The 19,559-nt window shown below is 42.3% G+C and carries 12 protein-coding genes; 9 read left to right on the plus strand and 3 right to left on the minus strand.

The genetic code is table 11. The features are described 5' to 3' along the window. Positions 1-26 precede the first annotated feature (26 nt). From N480_RS09025 to N480_RS09055, 7 genes are all read left to right on the plus strand, one after another. Positions 27-1,040, plus strand: a complete 1,014-nt coding sequence (locus N480_RS09025) for a LacI family DNA-binding transcriptional regulator (protein ID WP_063372185.1) — start codon at positions 27-29, stop codon at positions 1,038-1,040. Then, positions 1,041-2,276, plus strand: coding sequence for a glycosyltransferase (locus N480_RS09030; RefSeq protein WP_063372186.1), 1,236 nt, complete (start codon positions 1,041-1,043; stop codon positions 2,274-2,276). A 295-nt stretch (positions 2,277-2,571) separates the two neighbouring features. Next, complete coding sequence (locus N480_RS09035; protein ID WP_081231810.1) at positions 2,572-3,798, plus strand: threonine/serine ThrE exporter family protein; 1,227 nt, start codon at positions 2,572-2,574, stop codon at positions 3,796-3,798. Between the two features lie 507 nt (positions 3,799-4,305). Continuing rightward, positions 4,306-6,867 (plus strand): TonB-dependent receptor, encoded by a 2,562-nt coding sequence (locus tag N480_RS09040; protein WP_063372187.1) that lies wholly within the window; start codon positions 4,306-4,308, stop codon positions 6,865-6,867. A gap of 250 nt (positions 6,868-7,117) precedes the next feature. Next, positions 7,118-8,467: a TonB family protein gene (locus N480_RS09045; protein WP_081231811.1), complete on the plus strand. Its 1,350-nt coding sequence runs from the start codon at positions 7,118-7,120 to the stop codon at positions 8,465-8,467. 156 nt (positions 8,468-8,623) lie between these two features. Then, positions 8,624-9,223: a hypothetical protein gene (locus N480_RS09050; protein WP_063372189.1), complete on the plus strand. Its 600-nt coding sequence runs from the start codon at positions 8,624-8,626 to the stop codon at positions 9,221-9,223. An 18-nt stretch (positions 9,224-9,241) separates the two neighbouring features. Continuing rightward, entirely contained in the window at positions 9,242-9,673 is a 432-nt protein-coding gene (locus N480_RS09055) for a hypothetical protein (protein WP_155732803.1), read from the plus strand. A 67-nt stretch (positions 9,674-9,740) separates the two neighbouring features. On the opposite strand, the gene N480_RS09060 is transcribed toward N480_RS09055, so the two are convergent. Then, positions 9,741-10,340, minus strand: a complete 600-nt coding sequence (locus N480_RS09060) for a hypothetical protein (protein ID WP_063372191.1) — start codon at positions 10,338-10,340, stop codon at positions 9,741-9,743. 98 nt (positions 10,341-10,438) lie between these two features. Continuing rightward, a complete protein-coding gene (locus tag N480_RS09065; RefSeq protein WP_063372192.1) occupies positions 10,439-12,505 on the minus strand; it encodes a winged helix-turn-helix domain-containing protein in 2,067 nt (688 codons plus the stop codon). Positions 12,506-12,708: 203 nt separating this feature from the next. On the opposite strand from N480_RS09065, the gene N480_RS09070 reads away from it, so the two are divergent. Beyond that, positions 12,709-15,369, plus strand: a complete 2,661-nt coding sequence (locus tag N480_RS09070) for a TonB-dependent receptor (RefSeq protein ID WP_063372193.1) — start codon at positions 12,709-12,711, stop codon at positions 15,367-15,369. A gap of 441 nt (positions 15,370-15,810) precedes the next feature. After that, positions 15,811-17,871 (plus strand): S9 family peptidase, encoded by a 2,061-nt coding sequence (locus tag N480_RS09075; RefSeq protein WP_081231812.1) that lies wholly within the window; start codon positions 15,811-15,813, stop codon positions 17,869-17,871. Between the two features lie 291 nt (positions 17,872-18,162). On the opposite strand, the gene N480_RS09080 is transcribed toward N480_RS09075, so the two are convergent. Continuing rightward, positions 18,163-19,422: an adenylate/guanylate cyclase domain-containing protein gene (locus N480_RS09080; RefSeq protein WP_063372194.1), complete on the minus strand. Its 1,260-nt coding sequence runs from the start codon at positions 19,420-19,422 to the stop codon at positions 18,163-18,165. Positions 19,423-19,559: the final 137 nt, after the last annotated feature.

Below are 19,559 nucleotides of genomic sequence, written 5' to 3' on the forward strand. Positions count from 1 at the left end.
AGCACAATGTATGCGATCAGGCACTTATGAACAACGACAAAAAGCCAGAAAAAATAACAATTTTTGATGTTGCCAAGGAAGCACAGGTCTCCAAATCTACCGTTTCGCTCGTTTTAACCCACTCAGATAAAGTAAGCGATAAAAGCAAAGAAAAAGTCTTAAAAGCAATTGAAAAGCTGGGTTATGTCTATAATCGTGACGCTGCTGCACTTAGAAGTAAAAAATCAAACCTTGTTGCAGTCGTCATCAACGACTTAACTAACCCCTACTCTGCACAGTTAGCGGTCGGTTTAGAAAAGCACATCTATGCATTAGGTATGGTTCCCATGTTAGTCAATACTGGGGAAGACTTTCAGCGCCAGCAGCAAGTAGTGAATACTTTAAAAGAGTACAATGTTTCAGCATTTGTTATGGTTCCGGCACCAGGTACAACTAAAGAATGGGTCAATCAATTAGTACATTCAGGTTTCCCAGTTATAAATATAATGCGTGAGATTCAATTTGCAGATGCGCCATGTATTCTCCCAGACAACCAAAAGGGGACGCACCTAGCCACAGAGCATTTGTTAGCGAAAGGGCTTGATAAGCTGGCATTTTTAGGTGGAACAACAGAAATTTCGGATTATCACGAACGTGTCGCTGGTTTTCGTTCGGCTATTGCCACTCGCAATTCATCTTCGCAAACGCACGAAATTACCGCACCAACCAACCGTCAAGGCGGTCGAGATGCTTTTCACCAACTTTATCAAGTGGCGCCAGATACACAAGCTATCGTCTGCTTTAGCGATGTCATAGCATATGGTGCCATTGAAGCGATGCGTGAGCACAATCTCGTGCCAGGTAAAGACATCAAAGTGATTGGCTTTGATGATTTAGCCGACTCTAGACTCATGCGCCCAGCACTTTCTTCAGTTCGTATTGATGCAGACGATATAGGTAAACGTACCTGCCAAGCGCTCAGCGAAATACTTAACAAATCACAGCCACCGGTCAGGACACTGGTAGATATTACACTACAAATAAGAGAATCATCTTCATAAATGACCAAAGTTTTAGTTATTGGATATGTATGGCCGGAGCCGAATTCATCGGCAGCGGGTGTACATATGATGTCCTTACTTAAGTTTTATAAGTCTCAAGGTTGGCAAGTTGAATTTGCCAGCCCAGCTCAAACAACCGATCATATGGTCAATTTGAATGAGTACGGCATATCAAGCCAACAAATTGCGTTAAATTGCAGCTCTTTCGACGAATATGTTCAAAACTACGCACCAGATATAGTCATGTTTGACCGCTTTATGATGGAAGAACAATTTGGCTGGCGTGTAGACAAGCATGCTCCTAACGCACTTAAAATTCTCGACACTGAAGACTTACAATGCTTGCGCGGTTCTCGCCACGAGGCAGTAAAAGCAAATGAAGCATTCGATGAGTCTAGACTATTGAATTCAGAGCTTGCTAAGCGAGAAATTGCCGCCATTTTGCGTTGCGATCTTTCTCTGATTATATCTGACTTCGAATTAGAGTTATTAAAACGAACGTTCAACATCAGTGAGTCGTTGCTGGTGCATTTGCCGTTTCTTGTAGAGTTGTCGAGTCTACCATCAGATCTACCAAGCTTTGATGCGCGACAGCATTTTATGACCATTGGTAATTTTCGCCATGCACCAAACTGGGATTCAGTCCTTTATCTACAGCGGCTATGGCCCGCAATTAAGAAACGCCTACCTGAGGCAGAACTGCATATTTACGGCTCATACCCGCCCAAAAAAGCAACGGCACTCAACAATCCAAAAACTGGATTTTTAGTTAAAGGATGGGCGGATGATGCGATAGAAGTTATGAAACAAAGTAGAGTGTGTCTGTCACCCATTCGATTTGGTGCGGGGATCAAAGGGAAGCTTCTTGAAGCGATGATCACACAGACTCCATGCGTTACAACGCCAGTAGGTGCAGAAGGGATGCATGGCTCCCTACCCTGGCATGGTGTTATAGCGCAAAGCGATGAAGAGTTTGTTGATGCCGCAGTGTCCTTATATACCGAAAAAGCAAAATTTGAGGTAGCTCAGAAAAATGGGATTACAATACTGCAAACATGGTATGACCAACAGCGTTTAATGGAACGGCTACAAACCAAAATCGCTGATATTAGAGGCTCACTTGCACAGCATCGCACAAATAATTTTTATGGCCAAATGCTGAAACACCATACATTGCGCAGCACTCAATACATGTCGCAGTGGATTGAAGAAAAAAACGCAAACAAAATGCGTTGAAAATACAGCAAAACTGGTTAGAATGCGCGGCGTAACTTATTATTGATTTTATGGAAATTAGCACCGTACAGCTGCGGCGCTTTTTATAAGACAATGAGCGCTGCTCAAGTATTAAGAAAACTGGATAGGCGAGCTTTTCGCCTATTTAGCTTAATCATACAGATTTTCAACATAATTGAGCAGTAACATTACATCATTAAAGTCACGATATTTAGTGTATTTTGGGGTTTAAGCACAAAACGCTTAAATTATGGGGCCATGCCCTTAACTACTCAACTAATTAGGTATTGCTCAGTTGAACTCAGCAACGTTTACGCAAAAGCGCAAGTTTATTGTTAAGCTTGGCAAAATGCTTCACCAATATGGTACACCTGCTTTTCGTTTAGAAGCACATTTAATGGAAGTTGCCACCCACCTTGGGTTAAAGTCATCTTTTGTCATGTCCCCAACGTCGGTCACATTTGTGATTTGGACTGACGGACACGAGGAAGAGTACACACACGTAGCAAGGGTTGAGCCAGGTGATCATGATTTGGGCTCGTTAGCTAATACCGACGATGTCGTCAACAAGATGTTGGCTGGCGAGTTAACTATTGCAGAAGCTGATGAAAATTTAGATCAAATTCAAACTGCTGAGTCCCCCTACTCGAGGTGGCAAATGGCGCTCGCTTTTGCAGTCTCAGGTGGTGCTTTTGCAATGTTAATGGGCTCCAGCTGGAGTGATGTTGTTTGGTCAGGTATCATTTCTATCTTGGTATACCTATTTATATTGTGGTCAGAACACTCTAAACGAGTCACTCACATGCTAGAGCCTATGGTTGCCATCGCTTCGGCTATAGCTGCGTGCGCTGTATCCGCATATATTGACCCACAATTAAATATTCGCTTAGTCGTACTTTCCGCAATTATCGTATTTATCCCGGGACTAGCCCTTGCTCTGGGGTTTGCAGAGCTTTCTGCAAGACACTTGGTATCTGGAACAGCGCGTGTCATGGACGCATTTATGCTGTTGTTCAAGCTATATTTTGGTGCTTTTTTAGGTATCAGTATTGGCTTCTATGTATTTGGCCAAGCAGACTTTGTTCAGCCAGATCCCATACCAAAATGGACGGCATGGTTAGCGGTATTTCTGCTTTGTATCAGCTTAGTCGTTATATTCAAAACCAAGTTAAAACATATTCCATGGTGCATTACGTCTGGGTTTATTGCTTACGCAGTTTCTGTAAGTGCTGCGATATATTTCGACTATGCTCTTGGAACATTTGCTGGTGCGTTTGCAGTGGGCATTTTTAGTAATATTTTCAACCGTGTTGAAAATGCTCCTGCTTCAATCGTCACGATGAAAGGGCTGATTGTGCTGGTCCCGGGCTCTAAAACCTACATCGGGCTAAACTCCTTGATTGAAGGTCAAAGCTTTGTTATGGCAGATCATATCGGGCAACAAACATTCTTAATCTTTATGTCGCTCGTTGCAGGTTTGATATTTGCGAACGTTGCACTACCTCCGAAAAAGAGTTTATAGCAATACCAAAGCATGCGAGGTAAATCAGTTACACTGACTTACCTCGTATGCTCGCAATGCTTTTTGCACGCTGACTTTTATTTGACCGTAACAATGTAAAACGCAGTTATGCGGCTTTCCCTGCTTCCTATGAATTTAACATCAACACCATCGTGTTTTTGTGACCCAACTACTCACTCCTTTTATGACTCACCGCATTTAATAGTTTCGATCTCCCCCTGTCATGGCGATATTTCATACAATTAATCACCACCTTGGGATTATTAGTTGTGAATGTGAACGAGATTAGAACAAAAAGATAATAAGTAAACTTACTAAATAAACTCAAAATAGTTACAAAATAGTTTTTATATTGTTTTTATACAATAAGTTAGTTTATTTTCACTTTTAATTTTTACGTTTCATATTAATTCATAGCCATTCAAGATTTAACAATCCTCCCTGTTGTTAAATCTTTACTGCACTAGAGGCGGTTACGCTTAATTTACATCCAAGGGGAATGGTAAGATGTCAAAAAACAAAAATAGACTCGCAGTTGCTGTAAGCTCAGCATTGATGGGGGCAGCTTTATACACTCCAGGCGCGCTATACGCGGCTGAGAGCAATGCATCACAAAAAGAAGTTGAAGTAATACAAGTTCGCGGGATTAGAGGCAGTGTTGTCAAATCTCTTAATACAAAACGATACGCTGATGCAATTGTCGACGCCGTAACAGCCGAGGACATTGGTAAATTTCCCGATCAGAACGTAGCAGAATCTTTGCAGCGCATAACGGGTGTATCGCTTACGCGAAACTTTGGTGAAGGTGAAAGAGTAAGCATTCGAGGTACTAGCGAAAGCCAGAATAGAACACTTTTAAATGGGCAAGCTGTCGGCTCAGCAGATTGGTGGACAAACTCAGCAGCCAGCCGTGGTTTCAACTATACCATGCTGCCTTCAGAAATTGTCTCGGGTTTAGAGGTTTATAAATCACCAGAAGCTGATATCGATGAGGGCTCAATTGGTGGAACCATCATTGTTAAAACGAGAAAGCCTCTTGATTTAGAAGCAAATAAAATTGCAGGCTCACTGTTAGCCCAATACAGTGAAGTGTCTGGTGAAACAGATCCTCAAGCTTCCATCATGTATAACTTCAAAAATGATGACGAAACATTCGGCGCTCTTTTTTCAGTCATTAGACAGGAGCGTAATTTACGTCGTGACGGTATTGAAGCTTGGAGTTGGGCTGATAGAACAGTTACTCTTGAGGACGGCACGGTTCATGAGGACGTGTATAGCCCAGGAGGTGGTGGTTCAGCAATGTTCTCACAGGAGCGTGTTAGAACGGGTATCACTTTAGCACTACAATACAGACCAAGCGAAACCACTGATGTTACCTTTAATTTACTAGATTCAACACTTGACGCTGATAATGAAAACCAAAACTTTCTTTGGTTACCTGAGCGCGGTAATTCTAAATACACAGACATAACCATCATTGACCACGAAAAAGTCGGAAAAATGGCTGTCGGTGGCACATTGGGCCTCTCGCCTGATGGCACCAACATACTAGACGAAACTAAAGTAAGAAACTCACAACTTAAAACTAAAGCTTACGACCTAAAACTTGAGCATGAAGGCGAGATTTGGCAGTCGACTTATCAATTAGGCTATACCGAAGGTACAGGTGGCTCACAGGCTGACCGTTCAGTTGGTTGGGTTGGCAACTACGTTCATTCATACGACGCATCACAAGCTGAAGACATAAAAACATCCTATGGCGCAGATCCAAAAGACGGTACCAAATGGGATTTAGGTTTCCTGCGTTATGATAGTAATGACGCGAAAGACGACGAAACATATTTTCAGGCAGACTTTAAGCGCCCTATCGATATTGCTGTGTTTAGTGAAGTAAAAATGGGTGTTAAGTATAGAGACCACAGCAGATTTAATACCAAGCACACAACGGCTAATCGTACCGACTTAGGTTGGAGCCTTGCTGATTACTCGCTCGCAATGCCAAATGATTACCTTTCAGGGCTTGGCTCTTCAGGCACATTGCGTTCGTACGCGATAACGGACTCAGATAAAGTTCGTCGTGATGGAGATGCCCTAACGTGGAACTATGACGTATTAAAAGCCAGTACTTTTGACATCAATGAGAAGATTTTGGCAGGTTATGTTAAAACGACGATAGATGCAGATGGCATGCGCGGTAACTTAGGTGTAAGGCTTGTGCACACCAAGCAAGAGTCATCTGCTTTCGCAGGTGAAACTGGCGCAGAAGTTTGGACGACTCAAGATAAAGACTACTTTGATATTTTACCCAGTTTAAACCTAGCCATAGATCTGAGTGACGATCTACTAATGCGATTCAGTGCTGCAAGGGTAATGTCTAGACCTGATTATGCAAGTATGACCGCGTCGACCTCTTACAATGTGGAGACACAAACTGGTACCGGTGGTAACCCAGACATTGATCCATTTAGAGCAACACAATTTGATACTGGTATTGAATGGTACTTCAACGAAGCTGGTTTGTTCTCTGCGGTGTTTTTCTATAAAGACATCCAATCATTCTTAGATAGTACGCCTGCTTTTGAAATACACGACAATACGCGTATTCGTATCAGCCGTCCAAGTAATGGTCGAGCTGGCCGTATCCAGGGTTTAGAGTTTGGTTATCAGCAAGAGTTGCTTGAAGGGTTTGGTGTATCAGCAAACTATACCTATGTTGATGGTGAGGCAAAAGATAAAGACGGTAATGACGTTACTATCCCAGGAAACTCCGAGCACACAATAAACCTAAGCGCTTATTATGAGAATGATGACTTCAGCGGTCGAATTTCCTACAACCATCGTTCAGGTTATGACTCAGGAAATGACTGGCCAGGTTATATTGATGCCTATGGACAGGTTGATGCCAACCTAACTTATAACATCAATGAAAACCTAGCTGTTGTGCTCGAAGCTATCAACTTAACGGATGAACATACCTTCAGTTATCAAGAAGAAGGCGTCGAGCAAGCACTGACTGGTGTTTATGCTGATGGACGCAGGTTTGTAGCCGGGATTCGATTTAACTTTTAAGTAGGTCCTCGTTGTAAATAGCTAACACAGGATCCACTGGCTATGGATGGCCTCTCCCTGCCCAGGAGACACAAGCTGAAGACTGCATTGCAGTCCTTCAGCTTTTCTTTTTATCTATTACCCATATGGTAATTGTTTGTAAAAGCTGTAGAATCGGTCGTTTAGGTACTGATTTTAACGCTGTTCAATTGGTAATTTAACGCCTACTTTTTAAGTGTGGTTCTCGAAACAAGGTGACGTATTAGTTAGCATGCTGCATTATAGGACTTTTCGAATACTCTTGTTACTTTTGGCGATGATGCCAAAGGTAAGTTTTGCAGATCTGTTCACCGCAACTCAGTTTTACCAGCAGCAAAACTATACCAAAGCTTATGGCGAGTTTTATAAACTGGCAGAAGTTGGCAACGGAGACGCAATATATAATTTAGCGGTTATGTCATTACATGGACAAGGTACCGAAAAAAGCCTATCACTGGCTTATGCTTATTTTACAATCGCAGCCGAGTACGGCATTGCTGAATCCTTAAATACCGCGCAAATCATCGCCACTCAATATCCAGACAAGCAAGCGCTCCAGCAGGTCTTAGAACAAAAAAGGGCACAGTTCGGTTACCCTCATATAAGCCAGAAATATGAACCAAACTTTAGTGATTTCGAAATTAAAGATAAGTCCATCAATAAAGTATATGAAAAGTTACCTACCTACCCTGAGCAAGCTGCTAGGCAAGGTATTGAAGGTTGGGTGTGGCTTGAATTTGACGTTGGAATCACAGGCGCTGTAAAAAATATTAAAGTCATTGATAGCTACCCAAAAAACATTTTTACGAGTGCACTTGTTAACGCTGTGAGCATTTGGCGGTATCAGCCTAATAGCGAAAAAAAGAATCACTCTTTAGTCTATCACTTTACAACTTTCAAAGGTAAGGAGTATCACAGAACACTGGGCTTTCAACAAAAAGACTACCGCAACGAAATCAAAAGACATATAGATGCAGCGGAGCAAGGCAACGCGCAGGTTCAATACTACGTCGCCAACTGGTTGAGTTCTGATGAGTATAATGCCAGCCAGCTTTTAAAATATCATTGGCGTGATGACACCGCACACCTTACCATGCTGTTGGCAGCGGCCAAAAATAACTACCCTATTGCCCAATATAAATTGGCGATAGAGTTAATATCTAATAACCCTTCGGCTGAGCAATTTAAAGTGGCCGTAAATTGGCTATATCAAAGTGCACTGTCTTTTGCACCGGCTCAATATAAACTCGCGACCCTTTACGCAGATGCCAACAATGAGCTCTTTGCCCCGCACAAAGCAACTCACTGGTATGAACTTGCTGGTGAATATGACGAACGAGCTGCTAAAGCGCTTGCGATGCACCTTTTCAAGTATTCTCCCAAGTCACCTGATATAGAAAAATGGCTAGAAACGGCGCTTGGAAATGATAATAATGATCCAGAGTTATTGTTACTTAAAGCTAAATTAACTCAACCGAAAGATCCTCGTAAAGCGATACGAATTGCAAAAACCGCTTTGAGTAAAGCACAAGAGCGAAACTGGGATACGACGCCTATTCAAACATTCCTTGGTAAAAGCTAGCCTGATCCCCAGCAGTACTTCAACGCTCTTTAGCCCCCCTTTGACCCACAAGATATACTTCGATAAGTCTGATTAAAAACACTGCGCCAATTGACAAAACACGCCATCATATCCTAACTTACAATATTGCATAAAATTCAACCAAGGAAGTTAGTGATGCAAGCGCAATACATAGGCATTCTGTCAATTTTTCTAGTGGCGTGTACTTCAAGTCAAACTGTTCGAACCCCCTCAGGCGAAGAAGTTAGCGTAACCTGCCAACCTGTATACGGTAAATGGTGTGGAAAGAGCTATCCAGCATATGAAACAACAGGCTATAAACCTCGCCCCGTTGACCAATGGGATGCAGCATGCAGAGCGCATGATCTGTGTTACGAGCGCTATGGAGAGGAAGGGGAAGACAGTTGTGATAGACAGTTTACTTACAAGCTCGAAAGGCTCTACCACTCTGGTATCCCCATCCCTCATCAAATGGTAAATGCCTACAATGTCTTCAAAGAAGACTTATCGTTTCGAACAATCAATATTCCATTTTCGGATATTTGGAACGCAAATACGCTTGCCTGTGATGGCTCCGAGGGTAAAGCGGCACTCTTTTGCGACGTCGGTGTTCGCGGTTTGAACTGTCAGATCACCAATGGAGCACAAGCTCAGGGAGCTAGGTGTGCTTGCACTTACCCTGCATCTTATGGCCCATTTGGTTACTTTCAAGGCGGTACACTCTATGGTATTCAACGAACCGCCAATTCATTCTAAGTGAGGTGCACTATGAATATGGATAACTTAGTATCACTGTATGTACTCACTCAAGGTGAAATTGATAAGTTATGGGAGTATTTTTTAGTAAGTCAATTGGCTTTAATAGGCTGGCTAGTCACGGTTTCCGAGTGCCAAGTGCAAAGGGCAAGGCGGGTTTTGACAGTTTCCTTTTTAATACTCACTGTCGCACTAGGTTATTTCTTCTATGACGGCTACACGGATTTAGCGTTAATCCAAACTGACATCAAAGCGGTGATTGCACAAATGGATGCCAAAACCATCACAACGTCAGATCATGGCTTTGTTAACCAATTGCTGCACACAGATATACAGGCTCGATTTAATCGTGTCATCATCGTTTTCTTTGCCTCATTTACATGTGCTCTATATCTGTTAAACCATCCTAGATTTGGAGGGCAAGCGATGCCAACTAAGGAAGCTAGCTGACCCGCTTGCTCGCTTACTTTATCGCCCTTGAAAATGATTTGAGGGCCATAATTAAGCGGTAACCTTTTTACCGGACCGGGGTATTTATTGTCGTCTTTATGCAATCGGCGCCATCGCTTATACGAAATTCACAAAAAGTCGTATTAATGAAATCGGTGTCAGATAACAAGACGTTCCTGTCTAGGTTTGGATGGATCCGGCTTAATAGCATTTGATCTTGTTTCATATGATCACGGTATGTCACACCAGAAACCGTCTGGCTCAGTTGCGCAAAACGTGAAAAATGGATACGACCTATGTAATTCACATGGCCAGCATTGTTAGTAAATGTATTGTCCATTTCTATCAAAGACGTAGAGTAATAAGGCGTGCTTACTTTCCAACCGGTAAGCGTATAAGAACCTGAAGGAAGAGCAACAACAAACAACCCACCCTTAAAACCTTCTAGATTGACTAACTCAGCCTGCAAAAAGCCTACTTCACCAGTTTGGTGATTTTTATAATGTAACTGATAGTCTGCAAACTGGTCATCATAAGTAATTGTGCCCCAGACGACACCTCGCTTCTTATCTTCTGAAATGCGATAATCAGAAGCAATATGTGGGCTAGCACAGCCAATTAAGAAAATTGCGGTTCCAAACACGATAAATTTGAGCAACTGCATCATACTCAATACTCCTTTGGCAACAGTGTATGCTTTTTCTAACTTTGCATTTTGACTGCAATTATTGCAACACTTTTATTACATGCTATTGCCTCTGTGCTCTACGGCTGCGCAAACTTGTGCAACACAATATCCATTTCTAAGTTTTCTACTCTGTTTAAAATGATTTGGTTGCCATCTTCCGTGGTGCTCAGCCCCAAATCAACATTCATATTGTATAAATGCAAACCAATATCTGCGACAAACTCATTTTTTTGAACAAAGCTGTTAAAATTATAAAGCGATAATTGATGTCCCTGCTTGATGACATAATAAATGCCATTTTTATGCACCGCTGGGCGATATAAATCGATAGAACTTGATAGTTGTTCTAGGCTTACCTGTCCCTCTAGTACCTCGAATAAATACTGCTTAAGGGACAGCAGAAATCCATCAAAGCTTATATTTTTCTTGGACAAAGGGAGCTGACTTTTACTATTATCAGCTAGCAAGTAGTTACCCGCACTTCCCACGTCATATCGCCAATACTGCCGTTCACCTGATTCAGTTGTTTGATAAAAAATAGACTTTCCATCATCTGCCCAGTGAATATCCCTTAAGCTGCTATTTTCTTTCACCACTGCAACAGGGGTTTTAGCAAAGACATTGATTATATAAAGCGTGTTTGCCTCACTTAAAATCGCTAAGTATTCTCCATCTGATGAAAATAACAAAAACCGAGGTTGGTCAGACTTAGGCATTTTAGTGAGCAAACTCGGACTCGCTTTTAAGCGGTGTTTTATCCAAACTTCAACGTGGTCAATTTGCGGGTCGACTCTTGGAGCCGTAGATACATAAGCCAGCTGCATACCATCAGAAGATATACTCGCCAGGGTATCTACCCTAGAATTTGAAGAAATCGCCTGAAATTCTGCTTTATTACGATTAAACAAGTAGAGGTTAACTTCAGCTGTGCCTTCGGTATGTGCTAAATGGCCAGACCCTCGCCCAATTGCAAGTTCAGTAATTTTGCCATATGGCTTATATATGGACGCCGTTTTTTGTTCTTCAGTGTGGAGCTGTAAATCGCCATTAAGGCTGACCACTTCGCTCTTTGTCAATCCAAAATAAGGTTTGCTGATTTTGCCCAAGTCCACAAGTTCAATGGCTTCACGCTCAAGGTTAACACCTGACTTAAACACTTCATCATTAGTATTTGAATAAAGTAATTTATCACCGAAAACATCGTAATGTTGAACACCATGCAGAATTTGAGACTCTCGCAATTCAAATTGCCCATGCTCGTCAATAAGAGTGTCGTACTGCACCAGAGCTTTTTTACCAGACATAGCTCGGTTTACTAACAAACTGTCTTTTGAATACCAAATGATTTTTTCTGGTTCATGTGCCCCATCGCACTCTAACAGGTGGACCTCTTTGTTCAACCGCCAAAGCTCTATGGCATTGTTGACCGACAGAGCACGGACTTCACAACCAAAAGGGCCAAGACGATAATACACAAGCCAGTTTCCATCTGCTGACCAAGCAGGAAATTGCTCACTGTACCCAGAAGACTTGACTGTGTGTGATGTTTGAGTTTGCAAATCGTAGACTGCCAGATCAAACTGGCTACTGCCCGACACAATCTGGCTATAAGCTAAATATCGCCCGTTTGGTGAAAAACTCAACTGTACTTCAGCCCCTGGCGCTGAAGTTATTCTCGAAATGTAATCGATTTTTTGGGCGTCTCCATCACCCTTCCAGTCAAATAACAGAACTAACGCAAGACAAAAGCCAAAAGCCATCCCGCTCATCATCCAATGAAAAGGGATATGCTTGTTCGGAGTCTTTGATTTTTCAATTAACGTCGGTGTGTGCGAGAACGTAGCTATGCATTGATAGCCAGTTTTGGGCACCGTTTTTATGAAAAGTGGCTTTTTGGAAGTGTCACCCAGTACTTTGCGTAGTTGCACAATAAGCTGACTGACAGAATTATCACTTACGATTAAATTAGGCCAAAGCTGCTCAATAATTTCATCACGTGTAACTGGCTCTGGGGCTTTGTGGATGAGAAGTCTGAGTAAAGCCAACTGTTTGTGTTCTATGGGTGTCCACTGCCCCGCCGTTTTGACACGCATTTTCTTAGTATCAATTAATACATCATTTAATAAAAAACGCTCAAACTGCATTGATTGATCCAACAATAAATTGCTTCCTATTATTCAGAAAGTCACAAAACAGACATCTATTCCCTTACCATCATACTATGTTATGCTACTTGAAAAAATAATTTACCTATATGTAACCTTGATCCGTTTGTTCTTGCGTTTAAAAACATAAGTTCAAAAAGTGTCACGATAAGTTAAATGCTTTATTGCAGGAGTCGGAAATAATGATTTTTAGCAGTCGTAATAACCAATTTCTGATTACCAGCGCTCTAATTGGTGCTTTTATTTTTGCGCAAAACGCCTACTCTGCATCTAATAAAAGCCAAGAAGACCCTAATACAAATCCTCACCCTGACTCACCAAAAGACCCATTAATTCATATTCAAATCAGGGGCTTTCATGACAGCGTTGTCAAATCTCTCAATAATAAACGCTATAGTCAACAAATAAGCGATAGTATTAGTGCACAAGAGATAGGAAAGTTTCCAGACAAAAATGTTGCAGAGGCACTTCAGCGCATAACTGGCATATCATTGTCTCGAGTTCAAGGAGAGGGTGAACGGATTGGTGTGCGAGGTACCACACCTGAACAAAACCGTACTTACTTGAATGGCCAATACTTGGCATCGGCTGATTGGTGGATCTCTTCTTTGCCAAGTAGAGGCTTTAACTTTACATTGCTGCCTGCTGACATTGTTTCTAGTTTGGAAATCTATAAAACGCCGCATGCCAATCAAGACGAGGGCTCTCTGGGTGGAGCAATAAATATTAAGACCATAGATCCGCTCTATGCCGAATCAGGCACTGGCTCAATTACAACTCAGGTCCAGTATAATGATTTATCCAAGCAATATGACCCTCAATTTTCTGCTGTATATAGTTGGAAAAATCAGCCCGAAGATTTCGCGTTTTTGATCACTCTCAACCACTTGCAGCGCTCATTAAGGCGCGATGGATTAGAGTCATGGGGCTGGCATGAAAGAAACTTTGATCAAACTTCGAATGGACAGCTTGCAGCTTCGAGCAACCCAGATGCGACGTTCGAAAACATTTGGACCCCAGGAGGGGGTGGCTCAGCCGTCTTTTTACAAGACAGAGTGCTAACCAGCCTAACATCTAGTATTACTTACCAGCTTGATCATAATTGGGCCCTTCGTGCTCACTTGCTCCACTCAGAGCTTAGCGCAGACAACAGCAACCAAAACTTTCTTTGGCAGCCAGGGAAAGCGCTCGATGCACAAAGCCCGATAACCAACTACGAAATTCGTGACAATACCCTCGTTTATGGCCAGTTAGGCCACGCAACATCCAAGCCTTTTAACACCAGCATGGAAGCAATCTGGCGAGAAGCCCAGATCCAAACCCAGAGTTTTCATCTAGATCTAAATTACACGGGCCCGTGGTGGGATGCACAATATCAAGTTGGCTACACATTGGGGCAAGGCGGCACCAGTGAGGATAATACCGCACAGTTTTCTGCCAACACAGTCTACTCATTTGATACTAGGGCACCTCAAAACATCCAAACACGCTACGAGACCTCACCTTTACAAGCTGACAAGTGGTTTATCAGTGAAGCCAGAAGCGACAGCCAAGATGGTAATGACACCGCTTATTTTATACAAAAAGACTTTTCTCGAACTCTTACGACACCTGGGCTAGAAAAATTAAGCTTTGGTGGCAAATATAAACGCCATAAGCGCGATTTTATCCGAATGCGTTCTAATCAAGGGGGCTTAGATGGCCTGGCAGCACAACTTGGGACAAGCCTAGCTGACTACCCAGCACCTTTTGTAGATAATTACCTGCAGGGAATAGGCAACGCACAGACTTTAAAGCGCTACAGCTTTGCAAATATTTCCGCCTTAGAAAAAGATTTTTCTGCACTGCAGTTTGTTCAAAACGAGGAAAAGAACAGTCGCTTTTACATTGAAGAAGAGACGCTAGCTGGGTATTCAATGCTGACTTTAGGCGGGTCAAGCTATAGTGCAAACCTAGGCCTTCGATTAGTAAAAACATGGCAACAGGCGCAAGCCTATGAGCGTATTGCTACGCTACCAGACACCACCCCCGACTACCATTGGCAAACTAATACCAAAAGTTATACAGATTTATTACCGAGTGTTAATCTACAAGTAGACCTAACTGACTCGCTGATTGGCCGCTTTGCCGTCGCAAGAGTTATGTCCAGAGCACAGTTTCATCATTTGATGCCATCGACGAATTACAATGTCACCCAAGCTCAAGGACAGGGAGGAAACCCTGATTTAGACCCTTACCGTGCGACTCAATATGACGTCAGCTTAGAGTGGTACTTTGCTGAGGCAGCTCTTGCATCGATGGCAATCTTTAATAAAGACGTTGAGTCTTTTATTGAGTTTAAACGTCAATTAGAAGTTCATGAAGGCGTTCAAATGTCCATAGATAGGCCCATCAATGGCAATGGTGGCACGATACGGGGGGTTGAACTCAGCTACCAACAAGCAATCGCTTATGGTTTCGGCCTCATCGCCAACTATACCTATGTTGATGGTAGCAGAACATCTCAACTCAGCGGCCTCAAAGATTGGATCCCCGGCACATCTAAACACAGCGCCAACCTCACGGCTTACTATGAAAACAATCAACTCAGTATTCGACTGGCTTATAATTATCGAACCGAGTTTGCTACAGGTGTCGGCGAGACCAAAATGGATGATTATGGGCAGCTGGATGGCAACATCACCTATTCTTTGACCGACAATCTCGACTTGGTATTCGAATTTTTAAACCTAGGTGATGAAACAATTTATACTTACGATCGAAATGAGTACGCCCCAACAGCAGTATACAGAAATGGACGACGCTTTTACCTAGGTGCGCAATATCGCTTTAGTACGCATTAGTCAGGATGTGTATGTGTACTAAGCAATGGAGTAAAGGTTTGTTCATGCTGTCTACATTAACGCCGAGCCGCAAGCGTCCTTTACCCAATATTCCGTCGTAGATGATTATATAGAATTAGTTTTAAAGCTTACGACTCATGGGCACAACGGTGCCTCATCTTGGTACATCAAAGTGAATAGTTAATCATCCTCGCTTTTTGCTTGTAAGCACCTCACTCTACCAAATCAATAGAATATTCGAGTTAAACCAAAGCCTAACAATATTTGGGCGTTTACTTAGTCAAATTTTACACTGTTTTATGCAGTAGCTATACCGCTAGTCGCACCACCCATACACTTTGTCGCAAACACTGGTTTTCTGAACGCCCCTACGTAAAATGTGCTAAATTTTATGAGCTGGGCAACCCTGCTCAGTTCAGTTTCTTATTCAAGGTTAGTACAATGAAGTTGATCAAAACCACACTGGCCCTTGCTATAGGTTTAGCAAGTGCCAGCAGTATCGCGAGCAAAGCTGATACTATTACCATAGAAGACATTCCAAAAATTCAAAAAGTTGTCAGTGCTGCTGTGAGCCCTGATGGTGAGTCAGTTGCGTTTACACGTTCAGTTCCGAGAGAGCTATACGTAGATAAAAATGGTAAGAACTTCACTGAACTTCACCTCGTTGATGACAAAGGGGTCGAGCGCCCTTACATTACGGGTAAAGTCAATATCCGCAATATTTCTTGGTCAGCAGATGGTAGCTACATCTACTTCTTGACCAAGAAGAAAACTGATATGTTCACATCACTTTACCGCATTGCTGTAAATGGTGGTGAAGCGCAAAAAGTCTTCTCACTAGCAGGTCGATCTGTTTCTGCTTATCGTTTAAGCCCTAATGGTAAGCAAGTTGCTGTTCTTGCTATGCCCGCAAAAGATGCGTCTGAAAAGGAGCTCAAGAAATTAGGCTTTATGGCGGAAGTATACGAGCTAGGCCTTAAAAACAAGCAACTTCATATTATTGACTTACATGCCAGTGAAAAACCTCTACAGCCGACTGCAATAAACGTTGACGGCTATGTAAGTGACGTGAATTGGTCAGATGATGCCCGCACGCTACTGGTGAAGACTCAGCCAACTGCGCTCATTGACGACCAATACATGAAATCTCAATGGCACATCATGGATGCGAAAACGTATGCAATTACTACATCTTTCAAGACAGAAGGTAAATTGGGCGAAGCCGAGTTTTCCCAAGACGGCAAATACATTGCGATTTTAGGCGCGGATGACAAGCATGACCCAGCTAAGGGTCGCCTGTACATCGCAAATGCCAAAACAGGTAAAGTCGAAGAATGGATCCCTAACTTTATGGGCCACATCGGTGACTTTGAATGGTCAAACCGCAAAAACGTCTTGAACTTTGTCGGCCATGTTGGTGCAGAGAGCTTTGTGGGTCAAATCAAAGTGGGCTCTCAGAAATACAAAAAGCTTATCAAAGAAGGCAAACTAATCGCTGGAAAACTGTCAGTATCTGACTCTGATAAAACAATTGCTTTAACTGCCAATACAGCTAAACACCCAAATGAAGTATACATGGTGAGATCAAAGCGCCCTACTCGCTTGTCAAATTCAAACGAGTGGCTTGACAGTAAACGCTTTGCAAAGCAAGAAGCGCTCACCTTTAAAGCCCGTGACGGTGTAGAAATTGGGGGTGTTTTAATCTACCCACTTGATTACGAAAAAGGTCAACGTTACCCATTGATCATGTCGGTACACGGTGGCCCTGAATCACACGACAAAAATGGGTGGCTGACCAGCTATTCCGATCCTGGTCAAATGGGCGCTGCGAGAGGGTACGCGATTTTCTACCCTAACTACCGCGGCTCTACAGGTAAAGGGGTTGACTACTCGAAGCTTGGCCAAGGTGATTATGCTGGCAAAGAGTTTGACGACCTAGTAGATATGAAAGAGTACCTTGTGAATATCGGGCTAGTCGACACGAAAAAAGTCGGTATTACGGGTGGTTCTTACGGCGGTTATGCTTCTGCATGGGGCGCGACTAAATTAACGGAGCACTTTGCAGCAAGTGTGATGTTTGTGGGTGTTACAAACCAATTATCTAAGTTTGGTACGACTGATATCTCAAACGAAATGTTCTTAGTTCATGCGCGTTCATACCCTTGGCAGAAGTGGCAATGGTACTTAGAGCGCAGTCCTATTTATTGGGCTGGCCAATCTAAAACTCCACTATTGATAATGCACGGTAAAGATGATCCTCGTGTTCACCCTGCACAATCAATGGAACTTTATCGTTATATGAAAGTTCAAGGCAAAGATGTGCGTCTGGTTTATTACCCTGGAGAGGGTCATGGTAACCGTAAAGTAGCAGCACAATATGACTATAGCATTCGACTAATGCGCTGGATGGATAACTACTTGATTCATGGTAATAAAGAAATGCCAGAATACGTTATTGACCATGCGGCTAAACTGAAAGAAGTGAAAGCTGCACGCAAGTAAACCAATTTCCATGTCAAAAGAGTGAAGCGACTAAATCTATGACTTAGTCTATGACCTAGTCTCTGATTATGCCGTTTTGCTCTTTTATTCATTGCCAAAGGTGGTAGCTGCCCAAAAACAAGGCTACCTAATCGTCTTAGGCCTTTGCAAAATTCATTGACCCCTTCCATGCGCTTCAACGTTAGTGACCGTATTCAGCAACCGCAAAAGCATCAAACAAAGATAGCCTCACTTTTGAGCTGTACCCATATTAAACTAACAAAGACAAAAAAGTAAACAATAAATTCACAATTAAATTACAGGGTCAAAAAAGACTTCTATCGGCTCCGAGCGGCCTTTCAAATTAACTTCCGCTACCTTTTCTAACGAGTTTAACTGTGATTGTTCAACACTTACTTTACTGATAAGTAAAGGGGTTTTAAGATCTTTGGTTTTACTTTCAATACGCGCAGCTACGTTTACGGTATCGCCAATCACAGTGTAATCCATACAACTAGAGCTACCTACATTGCCTGCTATCGCTTCACCACTATGCACCCCTATGCCAATCTCAAGTGCCGGTAAACCCTCTTTAACAAGCTCGTCATTAAGCTGTTCAAGTGCTGTCAACATTTCTTTTGAGGCCTCTATGGCATTTCTGGCGCTGTTACCTTCGTCTTGAGGCGTACCAAAAATTGCCATAATTGCGTCGCCAATGAATTTGTCTATCATCCCATCATATTTAAAAATGATAATACTCATTGCGGAAAAATATCGATTCAACAAAGCCGTTATCACTTCGGGTTCATGCTTTTCACACAAAGATGTAAAACTTCTAATATCAGCCATTAATACCGTTACATTGCGCCGCTCTCCGCCGGGCTCAATATCAACTTTTCCGGTTTCAACAGCACTGACTAGCTTTTTTGGAAGGTAGCGTAGCAGCCGCTCTCGATGTCTAAGTCGAGTATAAGTATTTGTGATATAACTTGAAATTGACCAGGCTAATAGGCCTGAAAACAGAATAATGATTTGTTCATGTAACTCTATCGCCCGTGCAGTATCACTGTGCTCCAAAATCAATGTGCCTGTCGCTAAACAACACAGGGTTGAATAGTAGATTATCAACTTTCCTTGCCTAAACGCACTCATAACGTTAAACAGAATTAATGCACTCATCAACATGAGTTCAAACTCCGTATTGTGCATATCATGCAAAAAGTGGCCAATCTCTGAAAGAAACTCCATTTCTAAAGTAATGATTAAGATAATTAAATAATCAAACAAAATCGAAATGTACTTTAACCAAGGCTTGTACTCTTTACTTCTAGCCCACATCGCAACCACAACACACCAAACGGCTGTTAGCGCCATCGTGCCAAGATCCACGGCTATTAAGGTCCAATCTATCCCACTGTTGAGCAAACCGATAAACAATTCAATTAAAAACAACGACATCAGGCCATAAAAACGGATCCGATTAATGTGTAACTCCATCTCCATTTCTCGTTGCTGATAACAGTCAGTCAGCAACGCATCAAACGTTTCGTCAATATCCTTCAACCATTTCATTTTAATTGTTCACCACATATATATTTAGCTGGCAACTGGTACGCAACTTGTTCATTGGAGAGCGTGATACCAATCTCGACAAATATAGTGTAGTTAAGCATTTTTAAATTAACATAACAGCAAACGACGTTTCGTGA

This window comes from Pseudoalteromonas luteoviolacea S2607, assembly GCF_001625575.1.
Classification (GTDB): Bacteria; Pseudomonadota; Gammaproteobacteria; order Enterobacterales; family Alteromonadaceae; genus Pseudoalteromonas; species Pseudoalteromonas luteoviolacea_E.